This window comes from Paracoccus sp. SM22M-07 (assembly GCF_001887735.1).
GTDB lineage: Bacteria > Pseudomonadota > Alphaproteobacteria > Rhodobacterales > Rhodobacteraceae > Paracoccus.
Genome location: NZ_JPKW01000012.1, coordinates 83518 through 108588, shown reverse-complemented (window position 1 = coordinate 108588; position 25071 = coordinate 83518). Strand labels below are relative to the sequence as shown.

The window sequence follows — 25071 nt, the reverse complement described above, 5'->3', positions numbered from 1 at the left end:
GATCTCCTCCGGCTTGTGCTTTTTCTGGGGCATTCCTGCATCCTCCAAATGGCTCAAAAGCCATACCTCAGGGAGGACCACTTTTCAGGGGGCAGACCACGGACCCGATACACCTTGTTCGCCGGTTCGATGACCCTCTCCCTGCCTTGCATTCAAAAACGATCGTTTTTGAACATGGGGCAGGGGAGGTCATAGGTGCATTTAGCAGCTTCTAAATTGGAAATCTGTCAATTGAATAAGGTCACTGCCTTGGCCTACATGCCGGGAATGGACGCATGCTGCTCGGGGTATCGCGCTCTGACACGTGATGAGGGATGGGCCGAGTGCCAGACCCTCAGATCCCGCATTGCCAGCATGTTCGGAGCACGCATACAAGCCAGAGTTTTGATATTTTCGCACTAGGCGGAACTCCCACGGAAGAACGCCCAGACACCCCCCATTCCCAGAACCTGTCGTTGATTATGATAGCGTTGCATGCGATGATGTCAGCCTATGCGGAGGTACCATGGCCAGCATCACAATTAGAAACCTTCAGGATGACGTCAAGCGACGGCTGCGCATTAGGGCTGCTGAGCATGGACGCTCCATGGAGGAGGAAGCCCGGGAAATCCTCCGCGAAGTCGTAGGTGAGGCGAAGCCTACTCATAACCTGGCCGCAGCTATTCGGGCCCGTGTTGCGCCTCTTGGAGGGGCCACCCTGGACCTGCCGCCGCGAGAGCCCATGAGAGACCCACCAGCGTTTGATCAGGCGTGAGCATGCTCATTGTCGATACGAACGTGGTCTCTGAGCTGTTGCGCCCTGAGCCTGAGCCTCGCGTTGAACAATGGCTTTCCAGGCAAGACGGCAAAAGTGTTTACCTGACAGCAATTACCGAAGCCGAGCTTCGTCATGGCTTGGCAATCATGCCTGCTGGGAAACGGCGCACCGCCCTGATGGATGCTGTTGATCATATCCTTCGTGAGGATATGGCGGGCCGCATTCTGCCCTTCGACAGTGCCGCCGCGCAATCCTATGCAAACATCGCAGCGGAACGACGTGCTGCTGGTCGCCCGATCATGCAGGCCGACTGCCAGATCGCCGCAATAGCGCATGCCCACGGCGCACCTGTTGCCACCCGTAACACGCCCGACTTCGAGGGCTGTGGCATAGACCTGATCAATCCTTGGAATGCTGAATGAACGCCGTTGAAATTGAACAGGCCATCTCCGAACTGGCAGAGCAGCCTTTCGACCCCGCCGAATTCCCTTATGCCTTCCTGACGGCCTTCGGGAACAAGGACACGACGATCAAGCGGCTTCGCAGCGGGGGGACCAACAAGTCGGATTTTGCGGGCCCGTGGGGTGGCGTTCTCCAGACGAACAACATCCACCTGGCGGCCTGCGCGCCTGGCGCTGTGGCCGAAGCGCTGGCCGCTCTCAGGGCCAGTCCTCTGACAGCCCGCGCCAAGGCCAAGTTTATCCTTGCCACCGATGGCGTAGAGCTTGAGGCAGAGGACATCACCAGCGGGGAAACCATCGCCTGCCGCTATGTCGATTTCCCGGACCATTTCGGTTTCTTCCTGCCTCTCGCAGGGATTTCCACAGTAAAACAGATCCGTGAAAGCGCGTTCGATATCCGCGCGACCAGCCGCCTGAACCGTCTCTATGTCGAGCTGATCAAGGACAATCCCGATTGGGGCAGCTCGGACCGACGCGATGACATGAACCATTTCATGGCGCGGCTGATCTTCTGCTTCTTTGCCGAGGACACCGACATCTTCGCCACTGAGCGCCTGTTCACCGCGACGGTCGATCGGATGTCGGACCGGGACGGTGCCAACACACATGAGGTCATCGGCGAGATCTTCCGCGCGATGAACACGCCCATCGCGAAACGAGCCGAGGCCAAGCTGCCGCGGTGGGCCGATGCTTTCCCCTATGTTAACGGAGGGCTCTTCTCGGGCAGCACCGATGTGCCGCGCTTCTCGAAGATCGCGCAGCGCTATCTGTCCCATATTGGCGGCCTCGACTGGACGCAGATCAACCCGGACATTTTCGGGTCGATGATCCAGGCCGTCGCGGACGAGGAAGAGCGCTCTGTCTTGGGCATGCACTATACCAGCGTGCCGAACATCCTGAAGGTGCTGAACCCGCTGTTCCTGGACGATCTGCGCGCCGAACTGGAGGCAGCGGGCGACAACACCCGCAAGCTGGCCAACCTGCGTGCGCGCATGGCCAAGATCCGGGTTTTCGATCCGGCCTGCGGGTCGGGCAACTTCCTTGTCATCGCCTACAAGGAGATGCGGGCCATCGAGGCCGAGATCAATCGGCGCCGCGGTGAGGCGGACCGCCGCACCGACATTCCCCTGACCAATTATCGCGGGATCGAGCTGCGCAGCTTCTCGGCCGAGATCGCGCGGCTGGCGCTGATCATTGCGGAATACCAGTGCGACGTGACCTATCGAGGGCAAAAGGAAGCGCTGGCCGAGTTCTTGCCGCTGGACGCGCAGAACTGGATCACCTGCGGCAACGCGTTGCGGCTGGACTGGCTGTCGGTCTGCCCGCCCACGGGGACGGGGGTGAAATTTCAGGCCGATGACCTGTTCATGTCCCCGCTGGATCAGGCGCAGATCGACTTTGAGAACGAGGGAGGCGAGACCTATATCTGCGGGAACCCGCCTTACAAAGGCGGAACGGAGCAGGATCAAGCGCAAAAAGATGACATGGCTTGGGTCTTCAATAATATTTCAAAAACTTGGAAATCACTTGATTATATAGCAGGATGGTTTTTTAAGTTTGCTGATTATTCCCAGCACACATCAGCAGGTTGTGCGTTCGTGACTACAAATTCGATCTGTCAGGGTGAACAAGTTGCGCGTTTATGGCCACTTATCTTCAGTCGAGGCCTTAGAATATCTTTTGCGCATACAGCTTTCAAATGGTCAAATTTGGCTTCGCACAATGCTGGGGTCACAGTAGTAATTGTTGGCCTAAGTTCAGGAAGCACTGGGCCTGTTCGGCTAATTCAAACCGCTCCGGACAAACGAGTTGAAGAGCGCAGTGTACAGAATATTAATGCCTATCTCGTTCCATTTAAGAACGTTGAAGTTACGACATCAACAAAAGCGCTGTCAGATGTCGCTCCGATGATCACGGGAAGCAAGCCGGTAGATGGTGGGAGCCTGTTAATGACGAAAGAGGAGCGCGATAGCTTGATCGCCGCAGAATCTTCGTGCAAGAAGTATATTCTGCCATACTTGGGCGCAAACGAAACTATAAAAGGGTTATTGCGGTTCTGCATTTGGGTGCGAAAGAATGAAGCGGAGGAAGCGGCAAAACATAAAGGCTTATCTCAACGCTTTGCGATGGTCCGCGAAATGCGAGAGAAAAGCAAAAAACCTCTTACTCGCGAAGGTGCGCTTACACCATACGCCTTTCAGCAAATTAGGCAGAAAGGGGGTGAAAAGATGATTGTGGTTCCGGGGCACTCCTCAGAATCCCGAACCTATTTGCCGGTGAGTCTTCACCCTTCTGGAATTCTATCAAACAGCGCGTTTGGTATCCTTAACTCAGATCACTATTACTTTGCTATTCTTTCTTCTAACCTTCATTTGGTTTGGATTGAATCAATATGCGGGCAACTTGAAACAAGGATCCGCTACTCCACCACACTTGGCTGGAACACTTTCCCAGTCCCTAAGCTCACGGACAAGAACCGCGCCGACCTGACAGCGGCGGCGGAAGGCATCCTTCTGGCCCGCGAGGCACATTTCCCCGCCACCATCGCCAACCTCTACGACCCCGAGAAGATGCCGGCCAACCTTCGCGCCGCGCATGACCACAACGACGAGGTGCTGGAGCGCATCTATATCGGCCGCCGCTTTCGCAACGACACCGAGCGGCTGGAAAAACTGTTCGAGATGTACACGAAGATGACCACGAAGGTCAGCGCCTGATGTTCAGCCGCATCGCCTATGCCCAGCTGAACTCGCGCCAGAAGGAAAACTATAATTTCCAGAAAATCGCGGCGCGGCTGGCCGATTATGGCTTCAACAGCATCCGCCTGACGGATGACTGGCAGGGCGCTGACTTCATCGCCGTGCATATTGACGGCGAGACCTTCCTGAAGGTCCAGCTCAAGGGGCGCCTGGTCATCGACCGGAAATATCACGGCAAGGGCATCCACATCGCGTTCCTGCACGGCGATGAGCTGTACCTCTATGACCACGACGCGCTGGTCAGTTTCATGGAGGCGAACGCCAAGATCGGCGCGGATAGTGTCTCGTGGCATCAGCACGGTTTCCGCACCTGGCCCAGCCCCCCGGCCTGGGCCATCACCTATTTGAGCCAGTTCAGGATTTCGCAATGACCAAGGCCGTTCCGTCCGTCTCCGTCACCTACGCCGCCAATGGCAGTTCGACCAAGGCGAACGAGCTTGGCATGCGCACCATGCAGGAACGCGCCTATGACAGGCGGGGCGAGCAGTATCTGCTGATCAAGTCGCCCCCGGCCTCGGGCAAGTCGCGGGCGCTGATGTTCATCGCGCTGGACAAGCTGCACAACCAGGGTCTGCGCCAGGCCATCGTGGTGGTGCCGGAGAAATCCATAGGCTCCAGCTTCAATGACGAGCTTCTCAGCCAGCATGGGTTCTGGGCCGACTGGACCGTCAAGCCCCAATGGAACCTGTGCAATGCCCCCGGCGGTGATGACGGCAAGGTCGGCGCGGTGGGCAAGTTCCTGGCCGGTGAGGACCAGGTGCTGGTCTGCACCCATGCCACCTTCCGCTTTGCCGTGGACAGGTTCGGGGTCGAGGCCTTCGATGACCGCCTGATCGCCGTGGATGAGTTTCACCACGTCTCGGCCAATCCTGACAACAAGCTGGGCGCGCATCTGGGCGCACTGGTGGCCCGCGACAAGGTGCATCTGGTCGCGATGACCGGGTCATATTTCCGCGGTGACGCCGAGGCGGTCCTATCACCCGAGGATGAGGCGCAGTTCGATACCGTTACCTATACCTATTACGAGCAGCTGAACGGCTATCAGCATCTGAAAACGCTAGATATCGGCTATTTCTTTTATTCCGGCTCCTATGCCGATGACATCCTCAAGGTGCTAGACCCGAACGAGAAGACGATCCTGCACATTCCAAACGTCAACTCCCGCGAGAGCACAAAGGACAAGCACCGTGAGGTCGAGCATATCATCGATGCCTTGGGCGATTGGCAGGGCACCGATCCGGTTACGGGCTTCCAGCTGGTCAGAACGCCAGACGGAAGGATACTTCGGATCGCCGATCTGGTGGACGACGAGCCGGCGAAGCGCGACAGGGTTTCAGCCGCGCTGAAAGACGCCGGGCAAAAGAACAACCGGGACCATGTCGATATCATCGTGGCCCTGGGCATGGCCAAGGAAGGCTTTGACTGGATTTGGTGCGAACATGCGCTGACCGTCGGCTATCGCGCCAGCCTGACGGAGATCGTGCAGATCATCGGTCGCGCCACACGCGATGCCGTGGGCAAGACCCGCGCCCGGTTCACGAACCTGATTGCCGAACCCGATGCCGCCGAGGCAGCGGTTACAGAGGCGGTGAACGACACGCTGAAGGCCATTGCTGCCAGTCTGCTGATGGAGCAGGTTCTGGCGCCCCGGTTCAACTTTACGCCAAAAAGTCCGAAGAGCGGTCCGGTCGAGGGCTTTGATTACGGGGCAGGGGGCTACGATCCTGCCAAGGAGAATTTCGGCTTCAACGAGGCCAAGGGTCAGTTCCAGATCGAGATCAAAGGCCTGTCGGAGCCGAAGAGCAAGGAGGCCAAGCGCATCTGCCAGGAGGATCTGAACGAGGTCATCACGGCATTCGTGCAGGACAAGACCACGATCGAACGGGGTCTCTTTGACGAGGAACTGGTACCGGAAGAGCTGACCCAGGTTCGCATGGGCAAGATCGTCGGCGCGAGATTTCCGGAGCTGGACGCAGAGGACCAGGAGGCGGTGCGCCAGCATGCCGTGGCCGCGCTGAACCTGACCCAGAAGGCCAAGGAGATCGCGCTGAAGGATGGTCGCGCTGAAAGCGCCTCGGGAAATACCGCCCTGATTGATGGCGTTCGGAGGTTCGCGATGGATGTGCGCGAGCTGGACATCGATCTGATCGACCGGATCAATCCCTTCGGGGAGGCCTATGCGATCCTTGCCAAAACCATGAGCGAGGAAAGCCTAAGGCAGATCGCAGCGGTCATCGCGGCAAAGAAGGTGCTGCTGACTCCGGAAGAGGCACGCGATCTGGTCCGCCGCGCCGTGAAATTCAAGCAGGAGCGGGGGCGCCTGCCGTCCCTGACTGCACAAGATCCGTGGGAAAAGAAGATGGCTGAAGGCGTGGCTTTTCTGGCGCGCATGAAGCAGGAGGCCGCCAATGGCTAAGACATTCACTGACGAAGATGACGCCTTGCTGGCCGAGCTGGGCATTGAGGTTGAGGCCAAAAGGCATGTCAGCCGGACACCGCGAGAGGAGCGTATCATCGCGGGCTTCGAGGAAATCCAGCAATTCGTCACCAAGCAGGGGCGTGTGCCCGAGCAAGGCGAGGGCCGGGATATCTTCGAGCGCCTTTATGCCGTTCGGCTGGATCGCATTCGTGACCAGGCTGACTGCCGCGAGCTGGTCGCACCGCTGGACAGTCAGGGACTTCTGTCCGGATCTTTCCAAAAGGCCCCCGGGCCAGATTTGGACAGCTTGGATGACGATGCGCTGCTGGCGGAACTTGGGGTGGAGACGACGGCGCCTCCAATCACTGAGCTGACCCATGTCCGCTCGACGGCCGAAAAGAAAGCCGCAGACGAGGTCGCAGCGCGGGAGAAATGTGATGACTTCGCGACCTTTAAGCCGCTGTTCGAACAGGTTCAGAAGGAGCTGGACAGCGGGCTTCGCGAGACCCGACCTTTCGAGATGAAGGCCGAGATCGAGAAAGGGCGCTTTTTCATCGTCAGTGGGCAGAAAGCCTATGTGGCCGAGAAAGCGAAGACGATCACCAACGACCAAGGGCGCACGGATGCCCGGTTGCGGGTCATCTTCGATAACGGCACCGAAAGCAGCATGCTGATGCGGTCCCTGCAGCGCGCGCTGAACAAGGACGAGGCCGGGCGGCGCATTACCGATCCATCGGCAGGACCACTGTTCTCCGACCAGACCATCGACGGCGATGAGGCAAGCGGAACGATCTATGTCCTACGCAGCAAGTCTGACCACCCGCTGGTCGAGGCGAACAGAGGGCTGATCCACAAGATCGGCGTCACGAACCTGAGCGTCGAAAAGCGCATTGCAGGGGCTCATCTGCAGCCGACATTCCTGATGGCCAATGTCGAGGTCGTGGCGACCTACGAGCTCTACAACATCAATAGGACCAAGCTGGAAAATCTGATCCATCGGATCTTCGAGCCGGCGCGGCTTGATATCGAAGTGATGGATCGCTTTGGCCGACCAGTCATCCCGCGCGAGTGGTTTCTGGTACCGATCTACGCGATCAAAGATGCCGTGGAAAAAATCAAGGATGGGACCATCACAGGCTATGTTTATGATCCACAGCAGGCGACGCTGATCGAACGATAGTAAGGCTTTACTGTCCCTGGGAGGAAACATGGCGCTTGACCCTGCGACGATGACTGACGCGTCCTCCGTTCGTCGGCTTCTTGCCAATGCAGTAAGGCTGAATGAGGACAGTATCGCACAGGCATGTCGAAAGCGATTGTATGAACTGGAAACACCCGAAGCCAGTGATCCGATAGAGCAGCGTCTATGGCAAGCTGTCGCGGCCTATGAGGAGACCCTCAGAGAGAAACATGGCCGCAAGCAGACGGCCTCTTACACGCGCAGAAAAATTTCTGCCAAGGGAGCAGTCCAAACGCTGACGGACTGGGCCTTGGGTAAAAATGTGACCCCAGGCTTTGAAGCATTGGTCAAATCTGGTTCAGCCGAGTTCACAGGCGAATACGTCGTCGTGGAGTTTGCCGATCGGTTTCCTCCTGCTGCCGTTGCTGCAGCAAAGAAAAAGCTCATTGATCACGGCGTAGCGTTGCCAGTGGCGGTCGGATAGCCAGTTGTCCCACCGCCATATGGCTGACGAGGGAGCAAGCGATGCCTTGGAACGACAAAGTCCTTGATAACCTGGAGCAGATCTACTGGTCGCCGGACAAGATTGGCCTTGGATCGATCAAGCGGCAGCAAAGCCCTGATGGGGCAGGGTTCTTTGTCCCGAAGGACCGCCTGGCAGGGGGCAAGTCGCTCTACAGCAGGGGGCAGACATATGCCGACTGGCGCGCAGCGGTAACCAACAAGGAGGAGCTCCTGAACCAGGTCCTGGAGATCGCCTTGGCGATTGCTCCATCCGCTTTCGTTGCGAAGGCATTCTTTGCGCCTCTGGGCATCCGCCCCGAAGGTAGGATCCGTACGATCGGGCGCGAAGTCGGCGCGCGTCATGCCGAATTTGCACCGCAGCAGTTCACGCAGCACGACGGTCTGTATGTCGCAGACAATGCCATCGTGATGATGGAGATGAAGCTGAAGGCGCGCACCTCGATCGAGCAGTATCTCAAATACTGCACGCTGGCGGCCCTTGAGGAGATGGTGGGCGGGAAGAAGGATCATGTGGGGATGATCTATCTGGTTCCAGCTGGTGCCGTTCTGCGGACGCGCAAGGATCTTCGGCTGGACGATCCCCAACCCATGGATCAGATCTGGGACAATCCATCGGCATTCACGGACAAGTCGCCTCTTTTGCGGCTTCTGGCGAACCACCCGGAGGAGATCAGAAGTGTCGGGGAGCGGCTGGTGCTGCAGATCATCACCTGGGACGACTTCATGCGGACGATGCTCGAGACCCGTGACGACGCTGCCGCGACAGGAAATGAAACCTTGGAAAACCTTATGCAGGGGATGATCGCTCAGATCCAGGCGACACCGGATTGCGGGCTGCGCTACGCAGATGCATCGACGTGACGGTGGGGCATGCAACCTATCGGATCAAACCGGCAGTGAATAGACCTCCGCGTCCGCGAGCCGAAGGACCCGCTCGAAACCCTCCTGCTCGATGTCCCAGTTGCTGCCGTGAACAGGGAGAATGACAGCGGCGTTCATGGCCTTCGCGAACGCGCGAAGATCGGTCGGGGATGCGTGTCCGCTGGTGTGCAGGTGCTGGATATGGCTGCCAGCTGAGCGAAACCAGCTCAGCGTCTCGCTCGGTTTCGCAAGATAGCCGCTCCACATCGAGAAGCTGAACGCGTCGGCCGTGGTCGGCGTCACGCCCTTGGCCCGATAGTCCCTTACCAACCCGTCCCGTACCATGACGATATGATTGCTGCCCTCGAGTTTCGCGGCACCGATGCCGTGCTCGACCATCCGGTCGATAAAGTCCTCGCGACCGTGCTGGATGTAATGACGCCGCAGCCCGGCGGTCAGCACCACGGTCAGATTGTCAAAGCCCCGCCTTGGCAACTTCGTGCCCTCGGCGACAGTCTCCAGAACCTCGGCCGTGTAGAGATCAATGGCCAGCGTGCGGCCGCTGCGCTTGGCAGCCCGGTAGAGGGTCACCGTCCGATCGATATTCTGGCCCGACCAGCAGACGAACAGGCGTCCGGGGGTCCGCTTGGCCAAGTCGACGAACTGATCCTCAAGCTGGGCTTCCGTGATGGTGGGCTTCTGGGTGCCGAGGTTGGTCCCCTCGAGGATCAGCATATCCAGATCGCGCGGCGGGTTCTGCATGAGGCGCTGTACCAGGTCGGACTTTCGGCCGTGCAACCGGAAATCCCCGCTGTAGAGGATCCGACGCCCGTCGACCTCGACCAGAAGCATATAGGCGTCGAAGCCAGAGTGATCTGTCAGGAAAGGCGTGATCCGAAAGCTGCCGGCCTGAAAGACGCCCCGGCTTTTCCACGTGCCCAGTTCCCGGTTCAAAGGCTGGCGCGCCAGCCGTGCCGTGATAGCAATCAACTTGGCCGAGGCCACGCCCGTCATCACCGGCCAGGAGAGGGGCAGCTCGTTGATCAGCCCCCAGTGATCCTGATGAGGATGACAGATCAGGACCGTCGCATCCGAGTTCGGGTCCAGAGACCGGGGCAGAAGATCGGTGGCATCCTGGGGCGCATCAAGCGGCTTGCCGGCGTCGAGGATCAGCCGCTCTCCTGCGGCTGACCGGATCTCAATGCAGGAACCGCCGATCTCGGCCGTCCCGCGGTGGACGGTGACCGATACGCTCAAAGCGTATCCAGTGTCAGAAGATCGCCTTGACCGATCACCTGGACGTGGCCCGCGAGGCCCCGCAGTTTGGCGTCATGCCCATTGCCGATGAAGGTGGCCCGCGTGTCGCCGCGCGCGTCGATCACATAGCGCACGCTCCGGTCCAGGGTCAACGGCGTGCCACTGTCGCTGCCGGCGGCGACAATGCCCTTTCCCAAGGGAGGCATATTCGTTTGTCCGGCATGGATGGCAAGCTCACGCAGGCGAACGAGCAGTCTGCACGCCTCCTTTGTGCCTGCGATGAGGGCTGCGGCATTCGCTTCGTCCTGCAGCCATTCCGAATAGCCGCGATGCTGGGCCATCGTCGTCGGTTCTGTCAGGGACTTGGCGCGTCCGTCATTGGCCATCTTTGCTTCCCACAGCACGATCCTCCACCCATCCTGATGCGGTTCCAGCGCTGCAAGGTCGAGGCGGACAGCAATAGGTCTGGCTGCGCCGGGTCTAGGTAGAGACAGAGCAACCTCCAGATCGAAGATATCCGGATTGGCGGCGATGACCTCGTCGACGAACAGCTTTTCGCGACCGTGCCAGGGGGCTGCCGCAGCGACACGGTTCGCGAGGACAGCGCCCGCCGCATCGGCGGCAGGAGGCGCGGGGCGCAGATAGTCTCTGCCCTGGGTCTGGTCGGCTTCGAGATACTTGCGATGCACTTCCTCATGAAACGATCGTTCGGTGCATTTGACCTTGGCGATCTGCTGGCCAGCCCCGTAGAAGCTGAGATAGCCATCGCGCACGGCAAGGCGAAGCGACGAAACCCGGCCCTCCCCATCCTTCTCGGACGGGGTGCCAGCAGGGCGCCAGAGGCGCAGCAGTTCGCGAAACCACGCGTTGTTGTCGACGGTTTCTTCGGTCACGCGGGAGTCGTGGAGACGTCGGGCGAATTTGGACATGGGAACTCTCTATAACATGTTCTGGTCAAGTTCGGGAGCAAGGTGATCCGGAGCCGTGGGCGATCCATAAGACTGGCCGATCGGGCTCTGATTGGTCATTCGCGGAAACACGTGAAGGATCGCCTGAAGCTCGGAAATCCATTGGTGTAGATCCGACCGGGTCGCCTCGCAGTCGACGCGCCCACCGTTCCGATGCCGAAGGCATACAGCAAAGCAATCATCCTCAGCTTGCACGACATCGATCAATACGGCCTGCGACGAGGGGTAATATGTGACCCTGCTGTCTTGCTGGTCGCGAAGGCGCCTCAACGACGAGAGAAACTCGGACAGTTCGTCGGATGCGGCATCCGAACCGGTCAGGTACATGGTTTCCTCCCCGATCCTGATCGAGCACGTCGACATGAGCCAGTTCCGGTCACACCAGTCATCGATGAAGGGATAGGCTCGCCGGTGGATCCAGATCATGAGAGGGCCGATGGTCAGATGAGGCGGCTCATCGATGACCTTGACGATCTGATATGGGGATGGGCTGGTCAAAGGGGACACTCGGCACTGCTGCTTCTTCTATATTCACGTGAGGAGGCAAATCATGAACAGATGCGATCAGTATTCCGGCGCGTGTGTTCAGAAAGTGACAGCCGAGGCCGCGAGCACTGCCTGTTGAATGGCAGTCCGTCACGGTCCTAACCGCTCGTAGAGGGTGCTCTGCCTGTCGCCGCACCGACGAACTTCCGAAGATTATCCCCCGTCCACCGCTTGCCCCCATGCGTAAGGAGGCGCAGGCCATTCAGGTGCTCAGCCCTCTCCGCCCAGGAACCATCCGGCTGATGGGCCAGCGCTGCGATCACCCGGGCACGATGATCCTCCTTGCCGGCCCGGTGGGCTTGGTCGTCGGCTTGCCATGCCCGGAAATGGAGGCGCGGGTCGAACGGCCTGCCGTCGATCGGGATCGGGTCTGGCGGCAGCGCCTGCATGCGGTCCGGGGGTAGGGCGGCCCAGAGGAAGCGGTGCGGGCGCCAGTTCACCTCATGAGCGAAATCGACGGTCAGAAAGATCGCATCACCTGCCGACGCCTCGACCAGACGTTCGACGGCGACCACAGCCTCCGGGCTGGCCCGGTCCGGAGCCAGCTCCAGGAGGGCGATCTCACGGATCATGCTGCCATGCGCCAGGCGCACGTGGCGACGCGCCAGATCGCGCTGATAACGGATCGTCAGGCTTTGGCCGGCCGCGACGTCCACATCGGCGGACATGGAGACGAACCCGGCGCGCGGCACCGGGCGGGTCCAGTAGATCCCCACGTAAGCTTGCTGGGTCATGCGGAAAATCCCGACGGTCGGACTGTGGCAAGCCCTCATGGGCCATCCTCGCCGCATGATGACGAGGAGAGAGATGATGACCACGACATTGCAGACAGAGCGGCGGCAGGAGCAGATCCTGGACTGCCTGCTGGCCGGCGCCATGGGTGACGCGCTCGGGGCGGATATCGAGTTCGCCAGTCTGGCCCAAATCCGCGCCCGCGTCCCGCAAGAGTTCACGGATCTTCCCCTTCATCAGGGCATCCGAGGCGCGATCACCGATGATACGCAGATGACCCTGTTCACGGCTGAGGGACTGGTGCGCGCCGCGGTGCGCGGAACGCTAAGGGGGATATGCCACCCGCCCGGCGTCATCCATCACGCGCTGCTGCGCTGGCTGGTGACGCAGGGCGAGACGCCGCGGATAGAGGTGGATGACGTCGGACTGGTCGCCGAACCACGCCTGCATGTTCGCCGCGCACCGGGGCTCACCTGCCTCGACGCGCTGCGACGGGCGGGCAGCTTCGGCGCGCCGGCCATGAACGGATCGAAGGGCTGCGGGTCGATCATGCGTGTGGCGCCCATCGCCTTCGTCGCGGAGGATCGTGTGCGGGACTTGGCGACGGAGTGTTCCGCCCTGACCCACGGCCATCCGACCGGGCAGGAGGCCGCCGCTGCCTGGGCGCTGATCCTGCGATCCCTGGCGGACGGCGACGATCTGGAGCGGGCGGCCGAAACCCATGCCCACAGCTTCGGGGCCGAGACGCGCGAGGCCATCCTGCGCGCCTTGCAGGCGCCGGCCGATGGCCGCCCCGAGACCACCGAACAGCTGGGCGGGGGATGGACCGCCGATGAAGCGCTCTCCATCGCCATCCACGCCTGCCGCTGCGCGCGGGACCTAGAGCACGGGCTGGCCGTCGCCGTCACCCATTCCGGCGACAGCGATAGCACCGGTGCCATCGCGGGCAACGCGCTCGGGCTAATGTTCCCCGGTCAGGCCCGGACCTACAGATGGGCCGCGCAGGTGGAGTGCCGCGACCTGATTGAGCGCATGGCCAGGGATCTGACCTTGGCAATCTCCGGCCAGATGGATGATCTAATGACACGTTACCCAGGAGCCTGATGAATGGACGACATCCCCACGCCAATCAACGCGCCACGCAGCCTGAAAAGCAAGGCGGCCATCGCCGCCCGCCGCGCAATGCGTGATCTCCCTCATATCGCTCCGCTGAGGGATTATGCTGCAACGCTGCGCGCCGAGAACCCTGGGACTGTCCCCGAGTTCGACCCCATGGACGGCGGCACCGACGCGAGGCTGCTCTTCCTGATGGAAAAACCCGGCCCGATGACCGACAATCTGGCAGCGACCAGCAAGACCGGCTCGGGCTTCATCTCCCGTGACAATGACGATCCCACCGCTGAGGCCATCTTCACCTTCATGCGGCAAGCCGGTATCGCGCGCCAGGACACGGTTCTGTGGAACGTCGTCCCGTGGTGGAATGGGACGCGAACGATCACGCCGGCTGAGCTGAACGCAGGTCTGCAACAGCTGGACGCCCTCATCGATCTGCTGCCCAAGCTTACAACTATCATCGCAGTTGGCCGCAGGGCGGCGCAGGCAAAGACTGCCGTGGAGAAGCATGATCTCGCATTTTACGCCTCGGCACACCCGTCGCCGATCAACCGTGCCGCTCGACCCGAGGTTTGGAACGCCATTCCGGGCATTTGGACAGAGGCGGCGGCCAGGCGATAAAAACCCAAGCGTGACATAAGACGGATTATTGTAGTCATGGAAGTGGGTCAAAGGCAGACCTGTTGCCATCCGCCAAGCCGCGCCCACTCAGCCCCGGCCACCGATGCAAGGCTAGAAGATCGTGCGGTCAGCGTTGAAAACGGTATCGCGTGACCTCGCACCATGTCTGGTCGGGGCGCAGGATCGCGTCGGGGAACCCTTCGCGGTTCGGCGCATCCGGCCAGGCCTGCGTTTCCAGCGCCAGCCCTGCATGGGGGCCATAGACGCGTCCTCCAAGCCCCCGCACCCCATCGATATAGGCGCCGTCATAAAGCTGCAGACCGCAGGCCGTCGTTTCGATCTGAAGGGTCAGGCCCGACTGCCCCGACAGCCGGGCCACCGGACGAAGGGGCTGCGGCGCGGTGGACAGGCAGAAATTATGGTCATATCCGGCTGAACCGATAGGTCGCGGGGTCAGGAAATCGAAAGCGGTCCCCGCGACCGGCGCGATCTGGCCCGTGGGGATCAGGTCGTCATCGACCGGCAGGTAATGGGCGGCCGCGATGGTCAGGTCATGGTTGCGGATGTCGCCCGTCCCGTCCAGATCGAAGAAGCCATGATGCGCCAGGCTGCAGGGCGTCGGGGCGTCACTGCGGGCGAACAGGGTAAAGCACAGCGTCCCGTCGGCCAGGGCGATCTGGGCGGTGATCTCTATCCGGCCCGGAAAGCCCATATGCCCGTCGGGCAGGTCCAGCGTCAGGGTGGCCCTGTCTTCGGCCAATGCCACGATCTGCCAGATCTGAAGGTCGCACCCGTCGGACCCACCATGCAGCGTGTGCCTGCCGCGGAAATTCTGGTCCGTGCGATAGTCATGGCCGTCCAGTCTGAACCCTGCGCCGCCGATACGGTTCGCAAAACGCCCCACGATGGCCCCGAAATAGCGGCCGCCGTCCAGATAATCCGCCAGGTCGGGGCAGCCCAGGACCAGAGGATGGTCCACGCCGTCCAGGCGCAGATCCTGCACGATGGCGCCAAGGGTCAGCATCTCGGCCCGCAGCCCGCCGCCGCGCAGGGTGAAACGTTCAACGGGCCGTCCATCGGGCAGCAGACCCGCATGTGCGGGCGTCATTGCATCACCCGGGGCCGGCAATGCGCGTCGACCCGGCCAGGGGATGTGCAGGGATAGGGCGTCATGCCAGCCTCGCGCGTGAGAGTTTCAAAAGACCCTTCTGCAGAAGGATGAAGACCAGCAGCAGGATGCCGATGACGATCTTGGTCCACCAGCTGGACAGCGACCCGTCGAAGACGATGTAGGTCTGGATCAGCCCCATGGTCAAGACGCCGACCAGCGTGCCAAACATGTAGCCTGCGCCCCCGCTGAGCAAGGTGCCGCCGATCACCACCGCCGCGATGGCGGTCAGTTCGGTTCCCACCGTGGCAAGCGAATAGCCCGATCCTGTATAGACCGAAAAGACGATCCCCGACAGCCCCGCCATCAGCCCCGAAAACCCATAGACCAGCATCGTCGTGCGCCCCTGTCGCACCCCCATCAGCCGGGCGGTCTGTTCGCCCCCGCCAAGGGCATAGACCGCCAGGCCGAAACGGGTCCTGTGGGCGATGATCATCCCCGCGACGACGGTCAGGATCATCAGCACCCCGATCAGCGTCAGCCGTCCCTTGCCGGGCATCAGGTAATAGGCCGATTGCAGCGTCTTGAAGAACGGGTGCTGGATCGGCACGGAATCGATCGACAGCATATAGGCCGCGCCCCGCGCCAGGAACATGCCCGCCAGTGTCACGATGAAGGCGGGCATGGCCAGCCGGTCGATCAGGAACCCCATACCCGCCCCGAAGGCGGTGGTGATCGCCAGCAGCATCGCGAAGACCACCAGCGGATGCAGGCCGGTATCGCGCAGCATCACGGCGATGAAGACGCCGGAAAAGGCGATGACGCTGCCCACCGACAGATCGATGCCGCCCGACAGGATGACCAGCGTCATGCCCACCGCGACGATGCCCAGATAGGCGTTGTCGGTCAGCAGGTTGCCGATGACACGGGTGGACAGGATGTTGGGAAACTGCAGCCAGCACAGCAGATAGGCGATCAGGAAGATCGCGATGGTGGCGTAAAGTGGCAGCGCGCGGGTGTTCATCGGGCCTTCCCTTCAAGCCGTGCTTCGCGGTCGACGCGGTGGCTGTCGCGCCACAGCCGCCATTCGGTGGCGATGCGTGGCGATTGCAGGACCAGGATGACCAGCACCAGACCGGCCTTGATCACCAGGTTGTATTCCGACGGAAACCCGGCCAGCAGGATGCCCGTGTCGATCGTCTGGATGATCATCGCCCCGATCAGCGATGCAATGATGGAAAACCGCCCCCCCAGCAGGGAATTGCCGCCGATCACCACCGCCAGGATGGCGTCCAGCTCCAGCCACAGGCCGGCATTGTTGGCATCCGCGCCGCGGATGTCGGCGGTCACCACGATCCCGGCCAGCGCCGCGCACAACCCCGAGGCCATATAGACCGCGATCAGCAGCACGGTCGCGTTCACCCCGGCCAGGGCGCTGGCGCGGCGGTTGATGCCGATGGATTCGATCAGCAGACCCAGGGCGGTGCGCCGCATCAGCAGCGCAACCCCTGCCCCGGTCAGCAGCCACAGCCAGGCCGGCACCGGCAGGCCCAGCAACGTCCCCGATCCGAACCAGGCAAAGCCCGGATCGGAAAAGGTCAGGATGCGGCCTTCGGTGATCAGCTGCGCGATGCCACGACCCATCGTCATCAGGATCAGCGTCGCCACGAAGGGCTGGATGCCGATCACGGCGACCAAGACGCCGTTCCACAACCCCGCCGCCACCCCGGCCAGCATTCCCGCCGCCAGCGCCGGGGCCATGCCCCAACCGCCCGCCAGCGCCGCAGCCGCGACCGCGCCGCAGATCGCCATGATCGTGCCCACCGACAGGTCGATCCCGCGCGTGGCGATGACCAGCGTCATCCCCACGGCCAACAGCGCGACGGGCGCGCCGCGTTTGACCACATCGATCACCGGACCGACCAGCCGCCCGTCGCTGAACTGCACGGTTAGAAAGCCCGGAAAGACGGTACTGACCAGCGCGATCAGCGCGACCAGGGCGATCAGCTGCGGGGCGATGCGTTTCAACAGGGTCATGCGACCTCTCCGCTGTCGGCGATGGCGCGCATGATGTCGTCTCCGCCAAGCCGCGTGCCTGCCAGTTCGGCCACGTGGCGGCGGTCGCGGACCACGATGACCCGGTCGGCGACCGCCACCAATTCGTCGATCTCGCTGCTGATGACCAGGACGGACATGCCGGCATCGGTCAGTTCGCGGATCAGGCGCAGGATCTCGGCGTGGGCGCCGACATCGATGCCGCGCGTGGGTTCGTCCAGGATCAGAAAGCGCGGGTTCATCGCCAGCCAGCGCGCCAGGACGGCCTTTTGCTGATTGCCGCCCGACAGCTCTCCGATGGGTTTTTCACGCCCCGACGTGCGGATGTCCAGTCGGCGGATATAGTCGTCGGCCAGCCGGTTCTGTTCGGCCCGGGGGATGGGGCGTGCCCAACCGCGCTGCGCCTGCAGCCCCAGGATGATGTTTTCGCGGATCGACAGGTCGGGCACGATGCCGTCGGTCTTGCGATCTTCGGGGGCAAAGCCAAAGCCTCGCGCGATGGCCGCGCGGGGGCTCGACAGATCCAGCGGACCATCGGCGTCGCGGGCCTTGCCGGTTTGCGCGGGCCGGACGCCGAACATCAGCTCGGCGGTTTCGGTCCGCCCCGAGCCCAGCAACCCGGCCAGCCCCACGACCTCGCCCTGCCCCACGGCCAGATCGAAAGGCTCGATCACGCCGCGACGGCCGAAGCCCTGAAAACTCAGCAGCTCGGGGCGGACGGCTCCGGCGCCATCGGCGGCACCGTCCCCGACCGCGTCCTCCAGGGCCCGGCCCAGCATGTGTTCGATCAGCTGGACGCGGTCCAGATCGGCGGTGTCCAGCGTGGTGATCCGGCGACCGTTGCGCAGCACCGTCACGCGGTCGGTCAGATCGAAGACCTGGTCCAGGAAATGCGACACGAAGACGATCCCCAGGCCCCGGTCGCGCAAGCCGCGCACCACGTCGAAGACCATCTGCACCTCGGCCGCGTCCAGCGATGCTGTGGGTTCGTCCAGGATCAGCACCTTGCCCGACAGCGCCACGGCACGGGCGATGGCGATGATCTGCTGGATGGCCACCGAATAGCTGCCCAGATCGCGATCCACATCCAGGTCCAGCCCGTATTGTCGCAACATCGCCCGCGCCTCGGACCGCGTGGCACGGGCGTCGATCAGGCCGAACCGGCGCGGTTCGCGCCCGAACATCAGGTTCTGCGCCACGGTCAGATTGGGCAGCAGGTTGACCTCCTGATAGACGGTGCCGATGCCCAGATCCTGCGCCTCGACGGTCGAGCGGGGGTCGATCGGCGTGCCCTCCAGCGTGACCGTGCCGCCATCGCGGCGATAGGCCCCGGTCAGGCATTTGATCAGCGTGGACTTGCCCGCGCCGTTTTCGCCCAGCAGGGCATGGACCTCGCCGGCGCGCAGGTCGAAATCCACCTTGTCCAGCGCCAGGGTTCCGGGGAAGGTCTTGGTCAGCGACCTGATCGACAACAGCATGGGATGGCCTTTCCGTCAGGGTCCGGGCCGCAACCTGCGCGGCCCGGATATCGGCTTAATATCCCAGATCCTTGCGGCGATCATATTCGCCCTGCGGATCGTCGGACTGGGTATAGAGCTTGGATTCCGTCTGGATGAACTTTTCAGGCATGGTGCCGTCCTTCCAATAGGCTTCCAGCGCATCGAAGGCCGGACCGGCCATGTTCGGCGTCAGTTCGACCGTGGCATTCGCCTCGCCCGCGGCCATCGCCTGGAACAGGTCCGGCACCGCGTCGATCGACACGACCAGGATGTCGGTGCCCGGCTTCAGCCCGGCTTCCTTGATGGCCTGGATCGCGCCCACTGCCATGTCGTCGTTATGGGCATAAAGCGCGCAGATATCCTTGCCGCCGTTTTCGGCCTGAAGGAAGCTCTCCATCACCTCCTTGCCCTGGGCGCGGGTGAAATCGCCCGTCTGGCTGCGCACGATTTCCAGGTTGTCATGCCCCTTGATCGCGTTTTCAAAGCCGGTCTTGCGGTCGATGGCGGGGCTGGAGCCGGTGGTGCCCTGCAACTCGACGATGCGGCATTCCTTGTCGCCGACGGTTTCGGCCAGCCACTGGCCCGCGACCTCGCCTTCGTGGACAAGGTTCGATCCGACGGCAGTCAGATACAGGTCCTCGCTGCTGTCCACCTGCCGATCCAGCAGGACGACGGGGATCTCGGCCTCCTTGGCCTCCTCCAAGACCGAATCCCACCCCGTGGCCACGACCGGGGCCAGCAGGATGGCATCGACGCCCTGCGCGATGAAGGACCGGATCGCGGCGATCTGGTTTTCCTGCTTCTGCTGCGCGTCCGAGAATTGCAGCTGATAGCCGCGCTCCTCGGCCTGCTGCTTGGTCAGGGTGGTTTCGGCCGCGCGCCAACCGGATTCCGATCCGATCTGCGCAAAGCCCACCGTCTCGCCCTCGGCCATCGCGGCCGTGGCCGAAATCGCCAGCGCGGCGACGGTGCTCATCAGGGTCTTGGTCATGTTATCCTCCCTTGGGTTGATGACCTTGTTCGGGCTGTCCTCTCAGCCCGCGATATCCTCTGGCATGATGGCCGCGGGGATGTTCTGGAAGCAGACCGGGCGCAGGAAGCGACGGATCGCCAGCGTGCCGACCGATGTTGCGCCGAAATTCGTGCTGGCGGGCCATGGGCCGCTGTGGACCATCGCATCCGCGACCTCGACCCCGGTCGGAAAGCCGTTGGCCAGGATGCGGCCCGCCTTGCGTTCCAGCACCGGCAGCAGCTGTCGGCCCAGTTCGGCATCCCCGGCATCCATGTGCAGCGTCGCGGTCAGCTGACCGGCCAAGCTGCGCGCCAGCGCGACCATCTGGTCGTCGTCCTTCGCTGTCACGATCAGGCCCAAGGGGCCGAAGACCTCCTCGGACAGGGCATGGTTTGCCTGCCAGTCGTCGCCAGTGACCATATAGAGCCGCGGCAGCGCCCGACGATCGTCGCAGGTCTGGGTCAGCAGATCGCGCACGCCCGGCTGATCCCTGATCGTGTCGGCACCCTTGGCATAGGCGGCGGCAATGCCTTGGGTCAGCATCACCTGGGCACCCGTTTCGCGCAGCGCGGCCAGCGTGGCATCGGCAAATTCTCCGGCCTGATCCTGACGGATCACGACGATGCCGGGATTGGTGCAGAACTGACCCGCGCCCATCGTCAGCGACCCCGCCCAACCCTTGGCCAGCTCGGCACCGCGCGCCGCCATCGCCTGCGGCAGCATGAACATCGGGTTCACCGATCCCAGCTCGCCAAAGAAGGGGATCGGTTCGGGACGTGCCGCGCACAGGTCGTATAGCGCCCGCCCTGCCCCAAGGCTGCCGGTAAAGCCCACCGCCTTGATCAGCGGATGGCGGACCAGCGCCTGGCCGACCTCATGCGTGTCGCCGTGGATGAAGCTGAAGGTGCCCGCCGGCATGCCGCAGCGCCGGATGGCGGCGTCGATGGCGGCGGCGACGATCTCTCCGGTGCCGGGATGGGCCGGGTGTCCCTTGACCACCACCGTGCAGCCCGCAGCCAGCGCCGAGGCCGTGTCACCCCCCGCCGTCGAAAAGGCCAGCGGGAAATTCGACGCGCCAAAGACCGCCACCGGCCCGATGGGACGCTGGATCATCCGCAGGTCGGGGCGCGGCAGCGGCTGGCGGTCGGGCAGCGCCGCATCATGGCGACGGTCCAGATAGGCGCCGTCGCGGATATGGTCCGCGAACAGTCGCAGCTGGCCGGTCGTGCGGCCCCGTTCGCCCTGCAGCCGCGCGGTCGGCAGGCCGCTTTCCTGCGTGCCGATCAGGGTGATGTCATCGGCGCGGGCTTCGATCTCATCGGCGATGGCATCCAGAAAGGCTGCCCGATCCGCGCGGCTGGTATTGGCATAGGTCCAGAAGGCGTCCTCTGCCGCCACGCAGGCACGATCGACCATCTGAGCCGTCCCCGAGGCGAAGCGGTGCGACGGACCTTCGACCGGGTCCGAGGAAAACTGCGCGTCGCCCCCGACCCATTCGCCACGGATCAGATGTTTGCCAGACGGGGTATAGGTCATGTGCTCTCCTTCAGAATTCGAACGGATCGACGCTGTTGCGTGACCCGCGCGTGAATGCATCCGCGACCAGCACCATGGGTGCCAGATCCACATCAGACGCACGATCGCGCACCAGATCGGCCATGCGCGCGTAAAGGGCGGGGTATTCGCCCATGATGCTGTCCTGACCACCGACCCGCTGGCCGTCGATTTCCAGCAGGTTGCCGCCCATGCGCAGCGCAAGATGGCCGGCATCGGTCCGGAATTCCATGTCCCAGGTCTGGGGACCCTGCTGGCGAAAGTCGAAATCGGCCTCGATACCTTGCGACAGGGACAGGCGGGCGGCGATGGGTGCCTGGCGGTTGGCGGGGAAATCCAGCTGGGCATCGGTCAGATGGACCGGCTGGGGCAAGATTTCGGTCAGGATCGACAGCGCGTTGATGCCGGGATCGAAGACCCCCATGCCGCCTGCCGCAAGGATCCAGTCCTGGCCGGGATGCCATTTGCGCACATCCTCGCGCCAGGTGATCCGACCTTCGTGGATGGTTCGACCGGCCAGCCAACGCCGCGCTGCGGCCACGCCATGGGCCATGCGGCTGTGCCATGTGGCAAACAGGCTGACACCCTGGGCACGGGCCATGTCCTGCAGGATATGAACCTCGGCCAGGGTGGCGCCGGGGGGCTTTTCCAGCATCAGGTGGCGCCCCGCCCGCAGCACCGCCTGCGCGGCGGCGAACCGCGGCACGGGCGGCAGGCACAGGCTGACGGTGCCGATTTCGGGGCGGGCTGCCAGCATGGTTTCCAGATCGGTGAAGGCCTCGATGCCGTCCACCGTGCCGTGGCGGCTGACGCTGGCGGCCAGGGTCCAGTCGCCGCTGGCGGCCAGTGCGGGGACGTGCTGGTCCAGGGCGATCTTGCCGATGCCGACCAATGCGATGTCCATCAGTGACTGTCCTTTCCGACCGGATTGCCGCGGCAGCCGCGCAGGAAACCCATATCCGCGCCGGTATCCGCGCCCATCACATGCTGCTGGTGCAACCAGGCGTAACCGCTTTCGGGCTGATCTGACAGCGGCGTCCAGGCCGCCAGACGTGCCTGCATCTCGGCATCGGAAATATCCAGGTGCAAGCGGCGGTTCGGCACGTCCAGCTCGATCATGTCGCCGTCGCGGACCACCGCCAAGGGACCGCCCGCCGCGGCTTCGGGGCTGGTGTGCAGCACGACCGTGCCATAGGCGGTGCCGGACATGCGCGCATCGCTGATCCGCACCATGTCGGTGATGCCCTTGCGCAGCACCTTGGGCGGCAGGCCCATATTGCCGACCTCGGCCATGCCGGGATAGCCGCGCGGGCCGCAATTCTTCAGGACCATGACGCAGGTTTCGTCGATATCCAGATCCTCGTCCTCGATCTTGGCCTTGTAGTCGTCGATATCCTCGAAGACGACAGCGCGGCCGCGATGGACCAGCAGATGCGCGCTGGCGGCCGAGGGTTTCAGCACCGCGCCCTTGGGCGCCAGGTTGCCGCGCAGCACCGCGATGCCGCCATGGTCGGTCAGCGGCCGGTCGGCGGGCAGGATGACGTCCTCGTTCCAGTTGACGACATCCTTGACCTCGTCCCAGATCGTGCCGCCGCTGACGGTCAGCGCGTCCTTGTGCAGATGTCCCGCCTCGGCCAGGCGGCGCAGGACGACGGGCAGGCCGCCGGCGTAGAAGAACTCCTCCATCAGGTATTTCCCCGACGGCATCAGGTTCACGATGGTCTTGACGTCGCGGCCGCAGCGGTCCCAGTCATCCAGCGTCACGTCGACGCCCACCCGGCCCGCCAGTGCCAGCAGATGCACGACCGCATTGGTCGATCCGCCGATGGCGCCATTGGTGCGGATGGCGTTTTCGAAGGCCGCCTTGGTCATGATGTCGGACGGTTTCAGGTCATCCTTGACCATCTGCACGATGCGCCGCCCCGACAGCTGCGCCATGACGCGGCGGCGGCTGTCCACCGCCGGGATGGCGGCATTGCCGGACAGCGCCATGCCAAGCGCCTCGGCCATGGATGCCATGGTGCTGGCCGTGCCCATCGTGTTGCAGGTGCCCGATGACCGCGACATGCTGGCCTCGGCCTCCAGGAATTCGTCCTGGGTCATCTCTCCGGCCTTCACGGCCTCGCTGAACTTCCACAGATGCGTGCCCGAGCCGACGCGTTCGCCGCGGAAATAGCCGTTCAGCATCGGACCGCCCGTCACCACGATCGACGGGATATCGCAGGATGCCGCCGCCATCATCAGGCTGGGCGTGGTCTTGTCGCATCCGACCAGCAGCACGGCCCCGTCCATCGGCTGGCCGCGGATGGTTTCCTCGATGGCCAGGGCGGCCAGGTTGCGGAACATCATCGCCGACGGGCGGAAGGTGTTCTCGCTTGCCGAAAAGACCGGCACCTCGACCGGAAAGCCGCCGGCCTCCCAGACACCGGCCTTCACCTTTTCGGCCAGTTCGCGCAGATGGCCGTTGCAGGGCGTCAGGTCGGACCAGGTGTTCAGGATGCCGATGATGGGCCGGCCGTCGAACAGGTCGTGCGGATAGCCCTGGTTCTTCATCCAGCCGCGATGATAGATCGTGTCGCGCGACGTGCCGCCGTACCATTCCTGCGAACGCAACCTGCGGGGCCATTTGGTGGGGGTGAAGGACATGGCGCACCTATAGGGCTGCGACGGCGACCGGGGTCGCGTCGGTCTGGATTTGCAGGACGGCGTTGCGCAGGCGCAGGCCGAAGGCGTCGCAGGCGATCTCGAATTCGTCGCCCGGACGGGTGGTGATGCCGTCGGCAAAGGACAGCGTGGCGGTCCCGAAGAAATGCACATGCGCATCGCCCGGCTGACGGAACAGATCGTATTTGAAGTGGTGATGTTCCAGGTTGCCAAGGCTGTGGGACATGTTCGCCTCGCCCGACAGGAAGGGCTTTTCCCAGATGACCGCGCCGTCGCGGATGACCCGGCTGACGCCTTCGACATGGGCGGGCAGATCGCCCACGCGCATCTCGGGGCCGTAACTGGCGGGGCGCAGCTTGGAATGGGCCAGCCACAGATAGTTGCCGCGTTCCGTCACATGGTCCGAGAACTCGTTGGCCAGCGCGAACCCCAGACGGAAGGGCCGGCCGTCGGGGGCGATGACGTAAAGCCCCGCGATCTCGGGTTCCTCGCCCGCGTCCAGCGCAAAGCCGGGGCTGGGCAGGGCCGCGCCGGGGGCGATGGCGGCATGGCCGTTGCCCTTGTAGAACCATTCCGGCTGCGCACCCACCTGACCCGCTGCGGGCTTGCCACCCTCCAGCCCCATGCGGAACATCTTCATGCTGTCGGTCATGTCCTCGGGGTCGGCCTTCTGATGCATCGAATCCCGGGTCGCGGCGCTGCCCAGATGTGTCAGGCCGGTGCCGGTCAGATGCAGATGGGCGGGGTCGTCGTGATCCAAGGGCGGCAGCAGCCGCCCCTGCGCCAGGGCCTGGGCCAGATCGACAGGGTCGCCCTGCCCGCGTGCGGCGATCTCGTCGCTCAGGCTGCGGCCTGCTGCGATGGCCGCCAAGGCCAGGTCGCGGGTGCTGGCGGTGCCGGGAACCAGATGCGCGGTCCCCTCCTGCCGCATGGCGACGGCGCGGCTGCCATCGGGCAATGTCAGTTGCGACAGAAACATC

Annotated in this window: 23 protein-coding genes; 10 read left to right on the top strand and 13 right to left on the bottom strand. The window is 63.0% G+C overall.

From position 1 onward, the window contains the following. Positions 1 to 505: 505 nt before the first annotated feature. From IE00_RS20935 to IE00_RS15935, 8 genes are read left to right on the top strand one after another with little or no spacing between them, the layout of a single operon-like run. Complete coding sequence (locus IE00_RS20935; protein ID WP_072298186.1) at positions 506 to 754, top strand: plasmid stabilization protein; 249 nt, start codon at positions 506 to 508, stop codon at positions 752 to 754. Positions 755 to 756: 2 nt separating this feature from the next. Then, the gene (locus tag IE00_RS15960) at positions 757 to 1179 is read left to right on the top strand and encodes a type II toxin-antitoxin system VapC family toxin (RefSeq protein WP_072298185.1); all 423 of its coding nucleotides are present in this window, start codon (positions 757 to 759) and stop codon (positions 1177 to 1179) included. Next, positions 1176 to 3935, top strand: coding sequence for a DNA methyltransferase (locus IE00_RS15955; protein WP_072298184.1), 2760 nt, complete (start codon positions 1176 to 1178; stop codon positions 3933 to 3935). Before IE00_RS15960 ends, IE00_RS15955 begins: the two co-directional genes overlap by 4 nt. Next, positions 3935 to 4348: a hypothetical protein gene (locus IE00_RS15950; protein WP_083554468.1), complete on the top strand. Its 414-nt coding sequence runs from the start codon at positions 3935 to 3937 to the stop codon at positions 4346 to 4348. The genes IE00_RS15955 and IE00_RS15950 overlap by 1 nt, the downstream gene beginning before the upstream one ends. Then, positions 4345 to 6393, top strand: coding sequence for a DEAD/DEAH box helicase (locus IE00_RS15945; protein WP_072298182.1), 2049 nt, complete (start codon positions 4345 to 4347; stop codon positions 6391 to 6393). The genes IE00_RS15950 and IE00_RS15945 overlap by 4 nt, the downstream gene beginning before the upstream one ends. Beyond that, positions 6386 to 7576, top strand: a complete 1191-nt coding sequence (locus IE00_RS15940; RefSeq protein WP_072298181.1) for a GIY-YIG nuclease family protein — start codon at positions 6386 to 6388, stop codon at positions 7574 to 7576. The genes IE00_RS15945 and IE00_RS15940 overlap by 8 nt, the downstream gene beginning before the upstream one ends. Before the next feature lie 49 nt (positions 7577 to 7625). Beyond that, positions 7626 to 8060 carry a hypothetical protein gene (locus IE00_RS19855; protein WP_139291488.1) on the top strand — a complete coding sequence of 145 codons (435 nt, stop codon included), beginning with the start codon at positions 7626 to 7628 and terminating at the stop codon, positions 8058 to 8060. 41 nt (positions 8061 to 8101) lie between these two features. Next, complete coding sequence (locus IE00_RS15935; RefSeq protein WP_072298180.1) at positions 8102 to 8962, top strand: hypothetical protein; 861 nt, start codon at positions 8102 to 8104, stop codon at positions 8960 to 8962. A 24-nt stretch (positions 8963 to 8986) separates the two neighbouring features. On the opposite strand, the gene IE00_RS15930 is transcribed toward IE00_RS15935, so the two are convergent. The 4 genes from IE00_RS15930 to IE00_RS15915 all read right to left on the bottom strand — a co-directional run bounded on the left by IE00_RS15930 (position 8987) and on the right by IE00_RS15915 (position 12467). Further along, complete coding sequence (locus IE00_RS15930; RefSeq protein WP_072298179.1) at positions 8987 to 10219, bottom strand: MBL fold metallo-hydrolase; 1233 nt, start codon at positions 10217 to 10219, stop codon at positions 8987 to 8989. After that, entirely contained in the window at positions 10216 to 11148 is a 933-nt protein-coding gene (locus tag IE00_RS15925) for a hypothetical protein (protein ID WP_139291487.1), read from the bottom strand. Before IE00_RS15925 ends, IE00_RS15930 begins: the two co-directional genes overlap by 4 nt. 9 nt (positions 11149 to 11157) lie before the next feature. Further along, positions 11158 to 11694, bottom strand: coding sequence for a hypothetical protein (locus IE00_RS15920; RefSeq protein ID WP_205949693.1), 537 nt, complete (start codon positions 11692 to 11694; stop codon positions 11158 to 11160). 137 nt (positions 11695 to 11831) lie between these two features. After that, positions 11832 to 12467 (bottom strand): hypothetical protein, encoded by a 636-nt coding sequence (locus tag IE00_RS15915; protein WP_083554467.1) that lies wholly within the window; start codon positions 12465 to 12467, stop codon positions 11832 to 11834. Positions 12468 to 12543: 76 nt separating this feature from the next. Here IE00_RS15915 and IE00_RS15910 point away from each other — a divergent pair, with 76 nt between their 5' ends. After that, positions 12544 to 13569, top strand: coding sequence for an ADP-ribosylglycohydrolase family protein (locus IE00_RS15910; protein WP_072298175.1), 1026 nt, complete (start codon positions 12544 to 12546; stop codon positions 13567 to 13569). A 3-nt stretch (positions 13570 to 13572) separates the two neighbouring features. Then, on the top strand, positions 13573 to 14199 hold the full coding sequence (locus IE00_RS15905; protein WP_170864179.1) for a uracil-DNA glycosylase: 627 nt from the start codon (positions 13573 to 13575) through the stop codon (positions 14197 to 14199). Between the two features lie 127 nt (positions 14200 to 14326). Here IE00_RS15905 and IE00_RS15900 read toward each other — a convergent pair whose 3' ends face one another. The 9 genes from IE00_RS15900 to araD1 all read right to left on the bottom strand — a co-directional run bounded on the left by IE00_RS15900 (position 14327) and on the right by araD1 (position 25070). Then, positions 14327 to 15307 carry an aldose epimerase family protein gene (locus tag IE00_RS15900; RefSeq protein WP_072298174.1) on the bottom strand — a complete coding sequence of 327 codons (981 nt, stop codon included), beginning with the start codon at positions 15305 to 15307 and terminating at the stop codon, positions 14327 to 14329. A 61-nt stretch (positions 15308 to 15368) separates the two neighbouring features. After that, positions 15369 to 16331: a galactofuranose ABC transporter, permease protein YjfF gene (gene yjfF, locus IE00_RS15895; RefSeq protein ID WP_072298173.1), complete on the bottom strand. Its 963-nt coding sequence runs from the start codon at positions 16329 to 16331 to the stop codon at positions 15369 to 15371. Continuing rightward, positions 16328 to 17344: an ABC transporter permease gene (locus IE00_RS15890; protein ID WP_072298172.1), complete on the bottom strand. Its 1017-nt coding sequence runs from the start codon at positions 17342 to 17344 to the stop codon at positions 16328 to 16330. Before IE00_RS15890 ends, yjfF begins: the two co-directional genes overlap by 4 nt. Then, positions 17341 to 18840, bottom strand: a complete 1500-nt coding sequence (locus IE00_RS15885) for a sugar ABC transporter ATP-binding protein (RefSeq protein WP_072298171.1) — start codon at positions 18838 to 18840, stop codon at positions 17341 to 17343. The genes IE00_RS15890 and IE00_RS15885 overlap by 4 nt, the downstream gene beginning before the upstream one ends. A 55-nt stretch (positions 18841 to 18895) precedes the next feature. Next, positions 18896 to 19852: a galactofuranose ABC transporter, galactofuranose-binding protein YtfQ gene (gene ytfQ / locus IE00_RS15880; protein ID WP_139291485.1), complete on the bottom strand. Its 957-nt coding sequence runs from the start codon at positions 19850 to 19852 to the stop codon at positions 18896 to 18898. Positions 19853 to 19894: 42 nt separating this feature from the next. Continuing rightward, positions 19895 to 21409, bottom strand: coding sequence for an aldehyde dehydrogenase (NADP(+)) (locus IE00_RS15875; RefSeq protein WP_072298170.1), 1515 nt, complete (start codon positions 21407 to 21409; stop codon positions 19895 to 19897). A 10-nt stretch (positions 21410 to 21419) separates the two neighbouring features. After that, positions 21420 to 22331 carry a Gfo/Idh/MocA family protein gene (locus IE00_RS15870; protein ID WP_072298169.1) on the bottom strand — a complete coding sequence of 304 codons (912 nt, stop codon included), beginning with the start codon at positions 22329 to 22331 and terminating at the stop codon, positions 21420 to 21422. Continuing rightward, positions 22331 to 24073, bottom strand: a complete 1743-nt coding sequence (araD, locus tag IE00_RS15865) for an L-arabinonate dehydratase (RefSeq protein WP_072298168.1) — start codon at positions 24071 to 24073, stop codon at positions 22331 to 22333. Before araD ends, IE00_RS15870 begins: the two co-directional genes overlap by 1 nt. 7 nt (positions 24074 to 24080) lie before the next feature. Then, a complete protein-coding gene (araD1, locus tag IE00_RS15860) occupies positions 24081 to 25070 on the bottom strand; it encodes an AraD1 family protein (protein WP_072298167.1) in 990 nt (329 codons plus the stop codon). Between the last annotated feature and the right edge of the window lies 1 nt (position 25071).